15 protein-coding genes are annotated in these 15,562 nt (G+C 66.6%); 8 read left to right on the forward strand and 7 right to left on the reverse strand.

Going from position 1 to position 15,562, the window contains the following annotated elements; all coding sequences use genetic code 11:
• Positions 1 to 67: 67 nt before the first annotated feature.
• Positions 68 to 1,093, forward strand: coding sequence for a helix-turn-helix domain-containing protein (locus C7402_RS10690; RefSeq protein ID WP_116610626.1), 1,026 nt, complete (start codon positions 68 to 70; stop codon positions 1,091 to 1,093).
• On the opposite strand, the gene C7402_RS10695 is transcribed toward C7402_RS10690, so the two are convergent.
• Both C7402_RS10695 and C7402_RS10700 read right to left on the reverse strand, forming a co-directional pair.
• Positions 1,090 to 1,620, reverse strand: a complete 531-nt coding sequence (locus C7402_RS10695) for a GNAT family N-acetyltransferase (RefSeq protein ID WP_116610627.1) — start codon at positions 1,618 to 1,620, stop codon at positions 1,090 to 1,092. The two genes, C7402_RS10690 and C7402_RS10695, sit on opposite strands and share 4 nt — an antisense overlap.
• Positions 1,621 to 1,634: 14 nt before the next feature.
• Complete coding sequence (locus C7402_RS10700; protein ID WP_112170485.1) at positions 1,635 to 2,207, reverse strand: helix-turn-helix domain-containing protein; 573 nt, start codon at positions 2,205 to 2,207, stop codon at positions 1,635 to 1,637.
• 261 nt (positions 2,208 to 2,468) lie between these two features.
• Between C7402_RS10700 and C7402_RS10705 the strand changes: the two genes are divergently transcribed.
• Genes C7402_RS10705 through C7402_RS10715 form a run of 3 tightly spaced genes read left to right on the forward strand, consistent with a single transcriptional unit; the run spans position 2,469 to position 7,031 of the window.
• Positions 2,469 to 5,015 carry an EAL domain-containing protein gene (locus C7402_RS10705; protein WP_116610628.1) on the forward strand — a complete coding sequence of 849 codons (2,547 nt, stop codon included), beginning with the start codon at positions 2,469 to 2,471 and terminating at the stop codon, positions 5,013 to 5,015.
• A 47-nt stretch (positions 5,016 to 5,062) separates the two neighbouring features.
• Entirely contained in the window at positions 5,063 to 5,362 is a 300-nt protein-coding gene (locus C7402_RS10710) for a hypothetical protein (protein WP_112170483.1), read from the forward strand.
• A gap of 25 nt (positions 5,363 to 5,387) precedes the next feature.
• Positions 5,388 to 7,031 (forward strand): methyl-accepting chemotaxis protein, encoded by a 1,644-nt coding sequence (locus tag C7402_RS10715; RefSeq protein WP_116610767.1) that lies wholly within the window; start codon positions 5,388 to 5,390, stop codon positions 7,029 to 7,031.
• 67 nt (positions 7,032 to 7,098) lie between these two features.
• On the opposite strand, the gene C7402_RS10720 is transcribed toward C7402_RS10715, so the two are convergent.
• The 3 genes from C7402_RS10720 to C7402_RS10730 form a co-directional block, all read right to left on the reverse strand.
• Positions 7,099 to 8,388, reverse strand: a complete 1,290-nt coding sequence (locus tag C7402_RS10720; RefSeq protein ID WP_116610629.1) for an ABC transporter substrate-binding protein — start codon at positions 8,386 to 8,388, stop codon at positions 7,099 to 7,101.
• A 159-nt stretch (positions 8,389 to 8,547) separates the two neighbouring features.
• On the reverse strand, positions 8,548 to 9,309 hold the full coding sequence (locus tag C7402_RS10725) for an SDR family oxidoreductase (RefSeq protein ID WP_116610630.1): 762 nt from the start codon (positions 9,307 to 9,309) through the stop codon (positions 8,548 to 8,550).
• A gap of 40 nt (positions 9,310 to 9,349) precedes the next feature.
• Positions 9,350 to 10,153, reverse strand: a complete 804-nt coding sequence (locus tag C7402_RS10730) for an SDR family NAD(P)-dependent oxidoreductase (protein ID WP_116610631.1) — start codon at positions 10,151 to 10,153, stop codon at positions 9,350 to 9,352.
• A gap of 143 nt (positions 10,154 to 10,296) precedes the next feature.
• On the opposite strand from C7402_RS10730, the gene C7402_RS10735 reads away from it, so the two are divergent.
• Positions 10,297 to 11,250: a GlxA family transcriptional regulator gene (locus C7402_RS10735; RefSeq protein ID WP_116610632.1), complete on the forward strand. Its 954-nt coding sequence runs from the start codon at positions 10,297 to 10,299 to the stop codon at positions 11,248 to 11,250.
• A 104-nt stretch (positions 11,251 to 11,354) separates the two neighbouring features.
• Entirely contained in the window at positions 11,355 to 11,930 is a 576-nt protein-coding gene (locus C7402_RS10740) for a c-type cytochrome (RefSeq protein ID WP_116610633.1), read from the forward strand.
• An 8-nt stretch (positions 11,931 to 11,938) separates the two neighbouring features.
• Here the strand turns inward: C7402_RS10740 and C7402_RS10745 are convergent, their stop codons facing one another.
• The gene (locus C7402_RS10745) at positions 11,939 to 12,934 is read right to left on the reverse strand and encodes a GlxA family transcriptional regulator (protein WP_116610634.1); all 996 of its coding nucleotides are present in this window, start codon (positions 12,932 to 12,934) and stop codon (positions 11,939 to 11,941) included.
• A 197-nt stretch (positions 12,935 to 13,131) separates the two neighbouring features.
• On the opposite strand from C7402_RS10745, the gene C7402_RS10750 reads away from it, so the two are divergent.
• Both C7402_RS10750 and C7402_RS10755 read left to right on the forward strand, forming a co-directional pair.
• Complete coding sequence (locus C7402_RS10750; protein WP_116610635.1) at positions 13,132 to 13,512, forward strand: nuclear transport factor 2 family protein; 381 nt, start codon at positions 13,132 to 13,134, stop codon at positions 13,510 to 13,512.
• A 22-nt stretch (positions 13,513 to 13,534) separates the two neighbouring features.
• Positions 13,535 to 14,056, forward strand: coding sequence for a GNAT family N-acetyltransferase (locus C7402_RS10755; protein ID WP_116610636.1), 522 nt, complete (start codon positions 13,535 to 13,537; stop codon positions 14,054 to 14,056).
• A gap of 82 nt (positions 14,057 to 14,138) precedes the next feature.
• Here the strand turns inward: C7402_RS10755 and C7402_RS10760 are convergent, their stop codons facing one another.
• The gene (locus C7402_RS10760) at positions 14,139 to 15,536 is read right to left on the reverse strand and encodes an MDR family MFS transporter (RefSeq protein ID WP_116610637.1); all 1,398 of its coding nucleotides are present in this window, start codon (positions 15,534 to 15,536) and stop codon (positions 14,139 to 14,141) included.
• Positions 15,537 to 15,562: the final 26 nt, after the last annotated feature.

Raw genomic sequence — 15,562 nt, forward strand, 5'->3', positions numbered from 1 at the left:
TCGCGTTGGCGCGACTCTTGCATGATGGAGTGATTGGATTGATGCAGGCGCGTGCAAGGAGCCACCCATGAACGACACGGTTGAGCGTACCGAAGCCACGGCCGAGGACACGCAGCGCAACGCGCAGGGCGCGGCGTTTCCGGCCGGGCGCCCCGTGGTGAGCGTCGCGCACGACGCCGACGAACAGGCGCGCAACCTCGTGGGCTGGCGTCAGACTTACGACCAGTTGGCGGCGGGCCGCTTCGTCGGCAGCCTGACCGAATTGCCGCTCGACATGATGAAGGTATTTCGCGAAACCACGAGCCACACGCTGCGTCAGGCGTGCGAGGTGCGGGGCGACGCATACTGGTTCGGCATTCCGGTTGCGCGCGAAGGCCATGCGCGCATCGACGCGCAGCCCATCGGGGCGGACGCCTTCGCGCTGCGGCCCGGCAACATCGAGTTCGAACTGCTCACTCCGGCGCAATTCTCCATCTACGGCGTGGTCGTGCGCGGCGACGTGCTGCGCCACCATGCGGCTACGGTCGAGCACACGTCGCTCGACGAACGCCTGCCGCGCACGCCGATCGTGCAGGCCGGCGCGGCACGCGTCGAGCGGTTGTGCGCACTGCTCGCGAAGCATCTGGACAGCGGAGATGGCTCCGCGCAAGCGGGCGCGCCCAATGTGCCGCTATCCGGTTTCGAGCGCGATGAAGTTCAGGCCGAGGTGCTCGCCGCGTTGTTCGACGTGTGCGCGGGCGACGGCGGCGACGTTGCCGAGCCCGCTTCGCGGCGGCGCTGGATCGTCGAGCAGGCGCGCGACTACGTGCTCGCGCATCGCGCGCGGCCCGTTGGCGTGCCCGAGCTTTGCGAGCAACTGCACGTGAGCCGCCGCACGTTGCAATACTGCTTTCAGGACGTGCTCGGCATGGCGCCCGCAACCTATTTGCGTGCGCTGCGCCTGAACGGCGCGCGGCGCGACCTGTGCGGGCGGGCGGCCGGTTCGGTGCAGGACGTGGCCGCCGCATGGGGCTTCTGGCATTTGAGCCAGTTTTCCGCCGACTATCGGCGCATGTTCGGCATGCGCCCTTCGGAAGCGCTGCGCACGAATTAATCGAGTTGCTTGTGATAGAACGTCGTGCCGCAAAACGCGCCATCGGGCATCAGCGCGTAATTGGGCACGGCGCCCACGCGCTGCCAACCGGCGCGCACGTAGAGGCGCTCGGCCGCGCCGCCCGTCACCGTGTCGAGCACGAGCACGGACTTGCCATTGGCGCGCGCCGCGCCGTCAATGGCTTGCATCAAGCGCAGACCTACGCCGCAACCACGCGCGGCGCGGTGCACCAGCACCTTCGCGACATCGGCGCGATGCGGCTGGTTTTCGGGCTGCGCTGTCACGAGTTGCGCGGTGCCCACCACGCGCCGCTGCGCGTCCTCGGCCACGAGCAGCACGCGCTCCCCGCGCGCCACGCCTTGCGCGACCTCGCGCCAGAACGCGAGCGCCGTGTCGAGCGAGAGGGGCAGCATGAAGCTCACCGAGGCGCCGCCTTCCACGCAATCGATCAGCACGTCGGCCAAGGCCTGTGCGCAAGCCTGCGCTTCGTCGCCGGTCAGCCGGCGCACCCTGATATCGTCGGTCATCTGGAATCAGCCATTTAGTTAGTGATCCTGCACAGTGAGACGAGGTAACGCGCGGGCTCGCTCGTGGGATTGCGATAGACAATAGGGCAATCAAGACGCATGGCGAGACAGTCGCCGGTTTCGAGCCGCCATAGCCGCTCGCCCACCCGCATCTCCATGACGCCTTCGATGACCCAAACCTGCTGATGAATTTCCGCGTCGCGCAGGCTCGTGTCGTACGCCACCCGCTGGCCCGGCGGAAAGCGCACCTCCACGAGCTGGATGGGCGACCACGCGGGCGGTGAGAGATTGCGCCGCACATAGCCCGATTCCGGGTCGGTCCAGACGGTCTGATCGCGCTCGGCGACGTGAGGCGAGGGTGCCTGCTGCGCTTCGTTGCCAGGCGCCTCGAATAGCGAGGCCAGCGAAACGCCCAGCGCCGTGGCCAGTTTGTCGAGCACGACGGCCGTGGGGCTGCTTTCGCCGCGCTCGATAAGCGAGATGTTCGAGCGGCTCACCGCGCTGCGCTCGGCGAGGGCCTCCAGCGACCAGCCTTTCGTGTCGCGCAGTTCGCGCAAGCGGCGGGCGATGTTTGTGTGGATATCCATATTATCCAGTTTAGTGGATCTGATTATCCAGTAAACTAGATTTCGACAAAATCTTTGTCAAGTTTTATGCGCACAAAGTTTTGTCGGTTCCACGCGACGTTTCATGCGTGGTGCATTTTTGACCGATCGTGCTATCCGTGTTGCAAACGTTTGCACAACCATGTCCTGCAAGTAACTTGATTTAAATCATGTGATTGCCCTGCACCGGCTGTTAGCGTCTGCCTATCTCATAAAGACAAGCAGTGCGGTTCGGGGCGCAACATGCAACACCACACGCTAGACCTGGAAATCGGTCAGCTTCTTTCGGGACCGCCGCTCGCGTGCGGACCCGACGTGCCAATTCGCGAAGCGGCACGCATGATGGCCGAGCGGCGCTACAGCGCCATAGTGATTACTGAAATGGGCCGGCCGATCGGCATCTGGACCGAGCACGACGCGCTCGCGCTGGGCGACGACGCCGCCGCGCTCGCGCGGCCCATCCGTCTCGCGATGAGCCATCCCGTGCGTGCGCTGCCGGCCAGCACGCGTCTGCGCGACGCCGCGCTGCGCTTCAAGCGCGAGGGCATCCGTCATTGCCTCGTCGTGGATGCGGCGGGCCGCTCGCTCGGCATCGTCACGCAAACCGACCTCGTGATGAACCAGGGGCTCGAGTGCTTCCTGCGGCTCAAGACGGTCGGTTCCGTGAACGCGGCGATGCCGCTCGTGGTCGATGCACGCACGCCCATGCACGACGCCATGCAACGCATGCGCGCGCGCCGGTTGAGCGCGCTCGTCGTGAGCTATCCGGAAGGCGACTACGGCATCGTGACCGAGCGCGACGTGGTGCGCTTCGCCGCCGCGGGCGCGCTCGACGGCGCGGTGGGCGCACGCGCGAGCCGGCCGCTGCGCTCGCTCGCGCATTCGCAAAGCCTCTATGCCGCGCGTCAGTATCTCGTCGAGCACCGCATGCGCCATGTGGGCGTGATCGGCGAAGACGGGCGTCTTGCGGGCCTGCTCGACCTCTCGCATATCCTGCACGACATCGAAGACGAATTCGTGCGCGAGTTGCAGGTCGCGCTGCGCGAGCGCGACGACGCGCTGCTTGCCTCGCGCGCGAATCTGCGTCTTGCCGATCAGGTGGTGGAGTCGACGCTCGACGGCGTGATGATCACCGACCTCGACGGCACCATCGAGCGCGTGAATCCCGCCTTCACGCGTTTGACCGGCTATACGCAGCAAGAGGCGGTCGGGCGCAACGCGCGCCTGCTCAGTTCGGGCCGCCAGGGCCCCGGCTTCTATGGCGCGCTGTGGCGCAGCCTCCAGCAAAACGGCCACTGGAAGGGCGAAATCTGGAATCGCCGCAAGGACGGCACGCTTTACCTGGAATTCCTGACGATTTCCAGCATCTGCGACCCGGGCGGGCGCTGCACGCACTATGCGGCGATCTTCGCCGACATCACGCAGCGCCGCGAGACCGAGGAGCGCCTGAGCTATCTCGCGACCCACGACGCCTTGACGGGTCTGCCCAACCGCACGCTCTTCACCGAACGGCTCTCGCTCTCGCTCGCGCGTGCGCGCCGCTCGGGCAAGCGCGTGGCGGTGATGTTCCTCGACCTCGACCGCTTCAAGCTTATCAACGACACGATGGGCCACGGCGTGGGTGACGAAGCGCTCACCGTGATCGCCACGCGCTTGCGCGAGGCGGTGCGCGAAACCGATACGGTCGCGCGTCTGGGCGGCGACGAGTTCACGCTGCTCATCGAGGATATCGAGGACATTCGCCACGTCGGCCAGATCGCGCAAGGGTTGCTCGTGCGCGTGGGCGCGGCGATGCATATCGGCGAGCAGTTGCTGTTCGTTACGCCAAGCATCGGCATCAGCATGTATCCGGACGACGCGCGCGACCCGCGCCAGTTGCTCATGCAGGCCGACCGCGCGATGTACGAAGCCAAGGACGCGGGCAAGAACAATTTCCGCTTCTTCGCCGCGCCGATGACGTCATCGGCGATGGAGCGCATCGTGCTCGAAAGCGAGTTGCATCACGCGCTGGAAGCGGACGAGCTCGTGCTGCATTACCAGCCCGAGTTCGACGTGGCGAGCGGGGCGCTCGTCAACATCGAGGCGCTGGTGCGCTGGCAGCATCCGCGCCGCGGCCTCGTGCCGCCCGACCAGTTCATTCCGATTGCCGAGGAATCCTCACTGATCGTGCCGATGGGCGCGTGGGTGCTGCGCGAGGCCTGCCGCCAGGCGCGCGAGTGGCTGGACGAGGGCTTCGACTTCGGCCGCATGAGCGTGAATCTTTCCGCGCGGCAGTGCCTGCACGACGGCTTCCTGCATCAACTCACGACCATCCTCAGCGAAACGGGCCTGCCGGCCACGCGTTTGCAACTCGAACTCGTGGAGAGCATGGCGATGATGACCGGTCGCGGCGGCATCGAAGCGCTGCTGCACGAACTGGCGACGCGCGGCATCAGCCTCGCGATCGACGACTTCGGCACCGGCTATTCGTCGTTCAAGTATTTGCAGTCCCTGCCGGTCGACACGCTCAAGGTGGACCGCTCGTTCCTCGCGGAGATGGCCGCGCCGCAGGCGGGCATGCCGCAGCCGAGCGTCGAGCGAAGCGCGGCGCGCGACCGCTCGATCGTGCGCGCGATCGTGGCGATGGCGCGCTCGCTCGGCGTGACCGTCGTGGCCGAGGGTGTCGAGACGCCACGGCAACTGGCGTTCCTGCGCGAGATCGGCTGCGATCGCGCGCAAGGCTTCCTGCTCGCGCGTCCCGCGCCGGCCGAGTTGATGCCGCGTGCGTTCGATCTGTGCGAGGCCGGCTGAAGGCCGTCCTGACTTTTCCCCTTTAGCCGAAGTATCTGGAGAATCCCGTGACGACCAACGACGAGATGCTGCTGCATTCGATGACCGCGCTAGTGAGCGCCCATGGCAAGGCCATCTCGCGCTTCGGCGCGAGCGTGGTCGTGATGACGAAGTTCGTCGAAGCGGTGCTGCCGCAACTGTCCACGCCGCAGATCGAGCGCACGATCCAGGCGTTTCGCGCGCAACTGGGCGAGGCGATGGCCGTGGCCGACGATGTGCGGCTGCCCGGCGAGTACCGCACCACGCTGATCGAACAGGCGAACGTGCTGCTGGCGAGGCTTGGCGGCGAGCCCGCCGGATCACACTGAGGCGCCGAGGCGCGAACACGCGATGATGAGCAATCTGACGATTCGAAAAGGGCTGCTGCTCGTGCTGTGCACGTTCGCGGCGATGCTGGTGGTGGGCGCCGCCGTGGGCGTGCTGATGATCGGCCGCGCCGACGACTCCGCGCGCTTCATTCATGAAGTCGCGCGCCAGGACGCGCTCGCGCTCGCGTTGCGCGAAGACGCGGCGCTCGCGCAAGGGGCGCTTGCGCGCGGTTATCAGGCCGCGAAGGAAAACAGCGATGCGAGCGCGCGCGAGGCGGCGCAGCAGGACGCGCACGATCTCTTCGAGCAGGGCGCGAAGCACGGCGCCGCGCTGCGCGAGAGCGCGCCGTTCGATGCGCAGGCGGCCGTGCAACGCGACGCCTTGCTCGGCGCGTGGGCCGCGCTCACGGACTCGCTGCAACGCTCAGCCACGGCGCTCCAGAGCGGCGACACGGCGGCCTACGCCGCGCTCGCGGCCGGCGACGTGACGCAGGCGAACACGCGCTTCTCGGCGGCCGTGGCCACGTTGCGCGCCAATGCCGACGCGGCCACGCGCGCCGCGCTCGACCAGGGCGCACGCGAGCACGACTGGGTGATGGCGATGGTGGCCGTGGGCCTGATCGGCGCGCTGGCGCTCGTCGTCGCCACCCACCTGGCGCTGCGCCGCCTCGTGAGCGCGCCGCTCGCCCAGGCCGTGAACGTGCTGAACCAGATCGCGGCGAATGACCTCTCGGTACCGATAGAAGGTGGCGGGCGCAACGAAATTGGCCAGTTGCTCGGCGCGATGCGGCGCATGCAGGGCGGCCTGAGCCACACGGTGCACAGCGTGCGCACGAGTTGCGACGCGATCAACACGGGTGCGCGAGAAATCGCGGCCGGCAATCTCGATCTGTCGAGCCGCACCGAGCAGCAGTCGGCGTCGCTCGAGCAGACGGCGTCGAGCATGGAGCAGCTCACGTCGAGCGTGCGCCAGAACGCGCAGCACGCCAACGACGCAAGCGCGCTCGCGACGGGCGCGGCCGAAGTCGCCCAGCGCGGCGGCCGCGTGGTGGAGCAGGTGATCGAAACGATGGAGGTGATCAGCCGCAGCTCGGGCAAGATCGCGGACATCACGGGCATCATCGACGGCATCGCGTTTCAGACCAACATTCTCGCGCTCAACGCCTCGGTCGAGGCCGCGCGCGCGGGCGAGCAGGGGCGCGGCTTCGCCGTGGTGGCGGGCGAGGTGCGCATGCTCGCGCAGCGCAGCGCGGCGGCCGCACGTGAGATCAAGTCGCTCATCGACGCCTCGGTGCACGACGTGCGCAACGGTCGCGCGCTCGTGGGCGATGCGGGCGCGACAATGGCCGAGATCGTTTCCTCCGTGGACAAGGTGTCGGCGCTCATGAAGGAGATCGCCTCGGCAACCGAGGAGCAGAGCGCGGGCATCGAGCAGGTCGAGACCGCCGTGAGCCAGATGGATCAGGTGACGCAGCAGAACGCGGCGCTCGTGGAAGAGGCGGCGGCGGCGGCCGAGTCGCTGGAGCAGCAGGCGAGCCAGATGGCCGAGGCCGTCGCGACGTTCCGCGTGAGCGAAGCGCTGGCGGCTCAAGCGGTGGCGCAGCAGAGTGTGGAAGCGGCGCGCAATGAGGGCATGCTGTCTGCGCACGCCATGCCGGCGGCCGCCTGAACTACTTGAAGTACGTGAGGCAGTCCGTGAGGCGCGCGCAGCCGATCACGCGCGCGCCTCAGTCCACTCAGTCGGTTTTCGCCGCGGCGGCGAGCTTGTTCGCGGCCTCCTGCGCCGACATGGCAGGGTCGCTCCAGAACTTGCCGATCACGTCGTAGAACGCGCCTTCCACGGCGGGCGTGACGAGCATGTCATGCGCCCATGAAGGCACGAGCGCGCCCTCCGCGCCCGCCGCCTTGAAGTCAGCCGACGACTTCTTCGCGCAGGCGTCGAACTTCGAGAGATCGAGGTCCTGGCGCACGGGGATGGAGCCCTTGTTGAGGTTGAAGGTCTCCTGGAACTGCGGGCTCATCAGGAGGCTCGCCATGTCTTTTTGCCCCTTCTCCACGCCCGGCGTCTTCACCTTGAAGAACACAAAGCTGTCCACGTTGAACGTGTACGCCTTGCCCGAGCCCGGCGCCGCCACGCACAGATAGTCCTTGCCCGGCGCTTTGCCCGCCACTGTGAACTCGCCCTTGGCCCAGTCGCCCATGAACTGCATCGCGGCTTTGCCGTTGATGACCATCGCCGTGGCGAGGTTCCAGTCGCGGCCGGTCTGGGCGTCGTCGGTATAGGGCTTGATGCGGCGGAAGGTTTCGAGCGCCTTCACCATCGTCGGGCCCTTGAGCGTGGCGGGGTCGAGTTGCACGAAGGCCTTCTTGTAGAAGTCGGGGCCGCCCACGCCGAGCGCGACGGTCTCGAACGTTTCGGCCTCCTGCCACGGCTGGCCGCCGATCGCCACCGGCGTGATGCCGGCTTTCTTCAGCGCGTCGGCGACCTTGAAGAAGTCGTCCCACGTGGCGGGTGGCTGCGCGTTGACCTTCTTGAGCGCGTCCGCATTGATCCACAGCCAGTTCACGCGGTGCACGTTCACCGGTGCGCCCACGTACTGGCCTTTGTACTTCATGATCGTCGCGATTTCGGGCGGCAGCACGTGATCCCAGTTGTCCTGCTTCGCGACATCGTCGATCGGCAGCAGCACGCCTTCGTCGCCCCATTGCTGAATCGCCGGGCCCTTGATCTGCGCGGCCGCGGGCGGGTTGCCCGCCACCACGCGCGTTTTCAGCGCCGTCATGGCATTGCCGCCGCCGCCGCCCGCCACCGCGAAATCGACCCACGTATCGCCCTTTTTCTCCAGCATCTGCTTGAGCACCTGCGCCGACTTCGCTTCGCCGCCCGAGGTCCAGTAGTGCAGCACCTCGACCTGCGCGGCGGGCGCCGCCGTGGCGGCCAGGGCGAGCGCGGCGGCCGCGCTTGCCGTCAACAGGGCGCGCGGCGTACCGCGCAAAGTGTGGGACGTAACTCGATGGGAACGCATGGCAGTCTCCGGTAGGGCGCGGCGCGGGGCGCCGGGTTGTTCTTGAACGGCTGCGGGCGGGCGCATGAGCGCCGCGCACGAAGCCGTGGATTATCCCGCGTTGCATGTTAGCGGTCACACGAACGCCGCCCACCAGGAGGAACCCTGCATTGCGTCCGCTCACGCCACCGGAATGGGCGCGGCTTCGAGCATCTGGTTGAATTGCTCCACGAAGACATGCTCGTTCGGACCCGCGTTGTCGCGCAATGGCCGCGCCGCGTCCACGAGCACTTCGGTGCTCGCGGTTTCGAGCGCGGTCATGGTTTCGGCGATGAAGGCGTCGAGCGGCATGGCGCGCGGGTCGCCGCTCTTGTGCACGAGGTCGGTGTCCACCCAGGGCGGCGCGATTTCCAGCACGCGCACGCTCGTGTTGCGCAGCATGAAGCGCTGCGAGAGCGTGTACGAGTGAATCGCGGCCTTGGTCGCCGAATAGAGCGCCGTTTGCGCGAGCGGCACGAACGCGAGCACCGAGCTGTTGTTGATGATCGTCGCTTCGCGCCGGCTTTTCAGGTGCTCGACGAACGCAGCGCTCACGCGCACCGGGCCGAGCAGGTTGGTCTCCACGAGGCGCACGGCCGCTGCATCGTCTAGCGGGCCGCTCGCATCGTCGAACGGCATGATGCCCGCGTTGTTGATGACCACGTTCAGCGACGGATGCCGTGCGATCACCTCGTTGGCGACGCGCCGGATATCGTCCGCGTTGGTGATGTCGAGCACGACGGTGTCGATGCCGGGATGCTCGCGCGCGATGGTGTCGAGCAGCGCGCGGCGGCGTCCCGCGACGATCACCTTATTGCCGCGCCGGTGAAACGCCTGCGCGAGCCCGAGGCCGATGCCCGATGTGCCGCCCGTGATGAAGATCGTATTGCCGGTGATTTTCATGATGCGTGTTCCAGAGTTAGAAAACATCAGTCATGCGAAGTTACTGTGCGACGCGATAGCGCGGCGCGGGCGTATTGCTGGAAAGCTGCATGGACATCGCGCGGCGGGCGGTCTCGAACGCATTCCATTGCTCCACGTCGTGCAGCGAAGGAATCGTCACGGTTTCGCCGCGCTCGAAGCCGGTGAGGGCGGCGCTCACCAGGTCCTCGGCGGACATGACAATCGCACTGTCGAGATGTTCGAGCGGCAGACCGCCCGTTTCCCAGAAGTCGGTGGCGGTCGCGCCGGGCAGCACCGCCTGCACGCGGATACCCTTCGCGGCCAGTTCGTGTTGCAGCGACTGGCTGAACGCGAGCACGAACGCCTTGGTGCCGCCATACACGCCGTTGAGGATCTCGGGCGCGACGCTCACGATGGAAGCGATATTGATGATGGCGCCCTGGCCGCGCGCGACGAAACCGGGCACGGCCGCGTAGGTGAGCCGCGTGAGTGCGGTGACGTTCAGATCGATCATGCGCGTCATGTGCTCCACGTCGCTTTCGACGAGCGGCGTATGCGTGCCGATGCCCGCGTTGTTCACGAGCAGCGTGAGGCTCGCGTCGTCGCGCAGGCGTGCTTCGACGGCTGCGAGGTCGCCGCGCGCGTTGAGGTCGGCCGCGAGCACTTCCACGTCGCGCTGCGTTTCGTTGGTGATGCGCTCGGCGAGCTTCGCGAGCCGCTCGCGGTTGCGCGCGACGAGGACGAGGTCGTAGCCGAGGCGGGCGAGTTGCGCGGCGTACACGGCGCCGATGCCGGATGACGCGCCGGTGATGAGCGCCGTGCCGCGATGCGTTTGCTGGGTCATGACTGCACTCCTTGCCACAAAAGGGGCGGGTGGTTGAAGAACGCCGGAGCGGCGTTGTCGTGAGTGCATTCTGGGCGCGATTGACGGCGGCGCAAATGACGTATAGGGTCGTGTTTTAGGACATGCAGTGACGGGAGAAGGACATGCACCGCATCGGCTACCTGCTGGGCGACGGCTTTCAGGTCATGGCCATCGCCACGCAAAGCGTTTTCGAATACGCCAACGTGGTGGCGGGCGCGCCGTTCTACGCGATCGAAAACTATTCGGTGGCGGGTGGCGACGTGCGCTCGTCGCTCGCCATGAGCGTGGGGACGCGGCGCGCGCCTGCGCCCGCGCGCAGCCGCGTGGACACCTGGATCGTGGCGGGTGTGAACGACCCGCTCAGCGTGGGGGCGCCCCAGGAAACGCTCGCGTTCCTGCGCCGCGCGGGCGGCCGCGCGCGGCGCGTGGCGGGCATCTGCACGGGCGGCTTCGTGCTGGCCGAGGCGGGGCTGCTCGACGGCCGCCGCGCGACCACGCACTGGTTCTACGCGCGCGAGTTACAGCAGCGCTTTCCCGGCGTGCAGGTGGAGGATGACCGCATCTATATCGTCGACGGGCCGATCTGGACGTCGGCGGGCATGACGGCGGGTCTCGATCTCGCGCTCGCCATGGTCGAGCGCGATCTGGGCGCGGAGGTGGCGCGCTCCGTGGCGCACAAGCTCGTCATGTACCAGCGCCGCTCGGGCGGCCAGTCGCAACATTCCGAAATGCTCGCGCTCGCGCCGAAGTCCGACCGCATCCAGACCGCGCTCGACTACGCGCGCCGCAACCTCAATCGCGCGCTCACCGTGGAGCAGCTTGCCGAGGCCGTGCACCTGAGCCCGCGCCAGTTCAGCCGCGTGTTCACGGCCGAGACGGGGCAGTCGCCCGCGCGCGCCGTGGAGGGCCTGCGCCTCGAGGCGGCGCGGCTCATGATCGAACAAAGCACACATCCGCTCGACGTAGTGGCGCGCGAAACCGGGTTTCGGGACCGGCGGCATATGCGCGAGGCGTTCGTGCGCGGCTTCGGCGTGCCGCCGCAGGCGGTGCGCCGCGACGCGCGCGCGGCGGGCTAGCCGGCGCGACCACGGCAGTTATCAAACTCGTAATCTGCGCGACACTTTCCGGCAAGCAACGACGATCAAGAATAAGAGGGCTCCGAACTCCCGCGAGGAACATCATGCCCTCCACTCATTCGCGTCTCGCCACCGTTATCGGAACGGCGGCGGCGTTGCTCGTGTTGCCCGCAGGCGCCGCGTTCGCCTGGCTGCATGCCGGGCTTTACGACGTTTCCGCAAGCTCGAAAGACAATCCGCTCGTCGCGAAGATGCTGCATTCGACCTACGAAGCCTCGCTGCATCACTACGGCGGCCACGACGCGCCGCCCGCCGACCTGATGTCGCTCGACAACATTCGCGCGGGCGCACACACGTATGACGCGAATTGCGCGCTTTGCCACGGCGCGCCGAACCGGCCGCTGAGCGCGGTGGGCGCGGGCATTCAGCCCGCCGCGCCCGCGCTGCTGGCGGCGAGCCGCCGCAACAACCCCGCGCTGATGTTCTGGGTCATCAAGCACGGCGTGAACATGACGGCAATGCCGTCGTTCGGCAAGACGCAGTCGGATCAGACACTCTGGCAGGTCGCCGCGTTTCTTTACGCGAAGCGAGGCCTGTCGAAAACCGACTATGACCGGCTGGTGAGCGCGCCCGGCGTTGGCAACGTTTCACAAGGCGCAGCGGCGGCTGGCGCGCATTGAAGGCGCGGTTACGAATCGGCTTTCGCGTTGCGTCCGGTTTTCGCGGTGATCGCGCCGAAGTGGCTCCGGTATTGTTGCGGCGTGGTGCCGAGCTTGCGCCGGAAGGCCACGCGCAGATGGTCGGCGTCCCGCATGCCGCAGCGGAACGCCACGGTCTTGAGCGGCAGCGCGCTGTTTTCGAGCATCACGCGCGCCGCGTCGATGCGTGCGCTCTCGACGAATTCGGCGGGTGTCACGTTGGTGTCGCGCACGAAGATGCGCGCGAAATTACGCTTGCTCATTCTGGCGACCGACGCCAGCACGTCCACGCTCAAGTCCTCGTCCAGATGCCCGAGCACATATTGCTGCACCTGGGCAATGGGCGACGACGCTTCGGCATAGGGCGTGAGATACGGACTGAACTGCGACTGGCCGCCCGCGCGCTGCACGAACACCACGAGCCGGCGCGCCACGTTCAGCGCGACCTCGGGGCCGTGATCCTGCGCGAGCAAATACAGCGAAAGATCGATGCCCGCCGTCACGCCCGCCGAGGTATAGAGGTTGCCGTCCTGAATGAAGATGCGGTCGTATTCGACGTTCGTGCCCGGACACATGGCCGCGAGCGCGCCCGCGTCGTTCCAGTGTGTCGTCACGGTGCGGTTTTCGAGCAGCCCTGCCCGCCCGAGCGTGAGCGAGCCGTTGCAGATGGCCCCGAAGCGCCGTGCGCGCCCGCTGGCCTCGCGCAGCCACGCGTGCACGTCGTCCGGCAGCGCTTGATCCACGAGCGAGGGGCCGCCCGCCGCGAGCAGCAGATCGTAGTGGTCGAGGGCATCCCCGAAATGGCAGTCCGCGGCGATACGCACGCCGCTGGAGCAGGGGATCGCGCCGTGCGTGGTCGCGATCAGTTCCAGCCGATAGTGGGATTCGGGCGGCAGGAAGCGGTTGGCCTCCGAGAAAACGTCGGTGGGCCCGAACACGTCGAGCGCCTGCACGCCGGGGAACACGAGGAGGGCTACGCTGAGCATCGGTGTGGAGGGCGCGCGCGGTTGCGGGTGGGGGCGGCTATAGGATAACGGCATCGCCTGCCGGATTGGCGGCTTTTATTCGTTTGCGTTGCCGTCTCGCTAAAGCACTTGCATTGTAGGTGATATGACCTTGATCAGATATTTCTGGGAGGGCGGAGGTTTAAAATCACCCCGTTATTTTGAACGGATCCAGGAAAATGACGAGCGACACGCATTGTTCAGCTTCGATTGAGTTTCCCGTGCAACAGCAGCTCCACGCCTACAATGCTCGTGATGTCGATTCGTTCATGCAATGGTGGGCCAATGATTGCGAATACTATGAGTTTCCGGCTCGCCTTCTCGCACGCGGCGCTGCGGAAATTCGACGGCGCCACATTGCGCGCTTCAAGGAGCCGAACCTGTTCGGTCGCCTGATTCACCGCACTGTCGTCGGGAATATCGTCGTCGATGAGGAGCGTGTAACGCGCACGTTTCCCGAGGGGCCGGGTGAAGTCGACGTGCTCGCGATCTATGAGATCACCGATGGCAAGATCACGAAAGCCTGGTTCAAGATGGGTAGTCCGCGCCTGTTCAACTGATTACCCGATTGCGAGGGCTGTGATGATAATTCGTACTGCGACGCTTGTGGATGCATATCAGCTTGCCGAGTTGAAACGCGACACCTTTCGCGAAACCTTTCTCTCCGATGGGTACGGAATCGACTACTCTCCGAGCGATTTGGCCCGGTACGAGTCCGAAAATTACTCGCCGGAAACGGTGATGGATCAACTTCGCGATCATCGGAATCGAACGTGGGTGGTCGAGAGTGACGACGGCGCACTGGCTGGCTATGCACAGGTGGGGCCGTGCAAGCTTCCACATCCGGAGGTTACAGAGGGATCGGCGGAGATATATCAAATCTACATTCGGCGCAGTGCACAGGGAACCGGCGTGGGACGCGCATTGTTCGGCGCGGCGCTCGAATACCTCGCCTTGGAACGGCCCGGTCCTGTATGGCTTGGCGTGTGGTCCGGCAACACGAGGGCCATTGCGTTCTATGAAAAGGCGGGTTTCAGGCGTGTCGGCACCTACGATTTCAAGGTGGGAGAAGCGATCGATCTGGAGTTTATTTACTGCCGCTGACGCGTAAGATCGAGCATGCGCGGATTCGGCTGGACAAATCGCAGCCCGTCGCCGATTGCATGCACTTACTCAATTTTCGCAACTAGCGCCGCGCCAGAATATGCGCGCCGGCGCTGCGCGGCAGCAGGACGCTGTCCACCACGCCCAGTGCCGCGAGCGCGGTGATCATCCAGAACGCGAGATGAAAGTCGGCCGCGCCCGCCGTGCCCGCGTGCGTGCCGCGCAGCGCTTCGGCCACGGAAAGCGCGAGTGCGCCCACGGCGATGCCCATGCCGCCGTTCATTTGTTGCAGCACCGAGAACAGCGTGGTCGCGTCGCGCATCTGCGGTTGGGGGACGTCGGCGAAACCGATCGTGTTCAGCGCGGTGAATTGCATCGAGCGGGTGAGGCCGCTGAAGAACAGCAACGCCGCCACCGCCACGCGCGGCGTATCCGGGCCGAGCAGCGTGAAACCCGCGAAGCCGAGCGCGACCAGCGTGCCGTTGACGACGAGCACGGTACGAAAGCCGAAGCGCTGCATGATCCACGTGGTGCCCGGTTTCATGCACAGATTACCCGCGAACAGCCACAGCAGGAGCGCGCCTGACGCCACCGCGCTCCACCCGAACGCCACCTGGAACATCAGCGGCAGCAGGAATGGCGCGGTGCTGATGGCGGTGCGAAACAGCGAGCCGCCGAACACGGTAACGCGAAACGTCGTGATCTTCAGCGGCGCGAGATCGAACAGCGGGTGCGGCACGCGGCGCAAGTGCGCGATGGCGGCGGCGAGCAGCGCGACGCCCGCCGCGCACGTGCCGGCCGATACCGGCACGCTCACGTCGGCGCGGCTTGCCATCTCGATGCCGCTCATCAGGCACGCGAAGCCCAGGCCGCTGAGCACGAAGCCTGACGTATCGAAGCGGCGCGCCTGCCGCTCGGTGTCGCGCATGAGGCACAGCGCGGCGGCGAACGCGGCCACGCCGAGCGGCAGATTGAGCAGGAAGATCCAGGGCCAGCTCCAGTGCGTGCTGATCCAGCCGCCCAGCGGCGGCCCGAGTATGGGTGCGACGAGCGCGGGCCACGTGAGAATGGCGATGGCGCGCACGATCTCGTGCTTGGGCGTGTCGCGCAGCACCACCAGCCGGCCCACCGGCACCATCATCGCGCCGCCCAGTCCTTGCAGCACACGCGCGGCCGTGAAGGCGAACAGCCCCGTGCTGAGCGCGCAAAGCAGCGAAGCGACGGTGAACACCGTGATAGCCGAGGCGAACACGCGCCGCGCGCCAAAGCGCTCGGCGAGCCACCCGCTCACGGGAATGAACATGGTGAGCGCGACCAGGTACGCGGATACGCCGATCGAGAGGTAGGCGGGGGCGGTGTGGAAGTCGCGCGCCATGACGGGCAGCGAGGTGGTGATGACCGTGGCGTCGAGGTTCTCCATGAAGAACGTTGCGGCCACAAGGAAGGCGACAGCGGTGCGGCGTTCGAGGCGGTGCGGCATCAGGCGTGTTCCTTGGTGACAGCCAG

The sequence above is a fragment of the Paraburkholderia unamae genome (genome assembly GCF_003096875.1).
GTDB lineage: Bacteria > Pseudomonadota > Gammaproteobacteria > Burkholderiales > Burkholderiaceae > Paraburkholderia > Paraburkholderia unamae.

Coding starts and splice junctions, on each gene's coding strand:
- C7402_RS10690 (WP_116610626.1), top strand. CDS start 68: ATGAACGACACGGTTGAGCGTACCGAAGCCACGGCCGAGGACACGCAG.
- C7402_RS10700 (WP_112170485.1), bottom strand. CDS start 2,207: ATGGATATCCACACAAACATCGCCCGCCGCTTGCGCGAACTGCGCGAC.
- C7402_RS10750 (WP_116610635.1), top strand. CDS start 13,132: ATGACGAGCGACACGCATTGTTCAGCTTCGATTGAGTTTCCCGTGCAA.
- C7402_RS10720 (WP_116610629.1), bottom strand. CDS start 8,388: ATGCGTTCCCATCGAGTTACGTCCCACACTTTGCGCGGTACGCCGCGC.
- C7402_RS10730 (WP_116610631.1), bottom strand. CDS start 10,153: ATGACCCAGCAAACGCATCGCGGCACGGCGCTCATCACCGGCGCGTCA.
- C7402_RS10695 (WP_116610627.1), bottom strand. CDS start 1,620: ATGACCGACGATATCAGGGTGCGCCGGCTGACCGGCGACGAAGCGCAG.
- C7402_RS10740 (WP_116610633.1), top strand. CDS start 11,355: ATGCCCTCCACTCATTCGCGTCTCGCCACCGTTATCGGAACGGCGGCG.
- C7402_RS10705 (WP_116610628.1), top strand. CDS start 2,469: ATGCAACACCACACGCTAGACCTGGAAATCGGTCAGCTTCTTTCGGGA.
- C7402_RS10745 (WP_116610634.1), bottom strand. CDS start 12,934: ATGCTCAGCGTAGCCCTCCTCGTGTTCCCCGGCGTGCAGGCGCTCGAC.
- C7402_RS10725 (WP_116610630.1), bottom strand. CDS start 9,309: ATGAAAATCACCGGCAATACGATCTTCATCACGGGCGGCACATCGGGC.
- C7402_RS10760 (WP_116610637.1), bottom strand. CDS start 15,536: ATGCCGCACCGCCTCGAACGCCGCACCGCTGTCGCCTTCCTTGTGGCC.
- C7402_RS10715 (WP_116610767.1), top strand. CDS start 5,388: ATGAGCAATCTGACGATTCGAAAAGGGCTGCTGCTCGTGCTGTGCACG.
- C7402_RS10755 (WP_116610636.1), top strand. CDS start 13,535: ATGATAATTCGTACTGCGACGCTTGTGGATGCATATCAGCTTGCCGAG.
- C7402_RS10735 (WP_116610632.1), top strand. CDS start 10,297: ATGCACCGCATCGGCTACCTGCTGGGCGACGGCTTTCAGGTCATGGCC.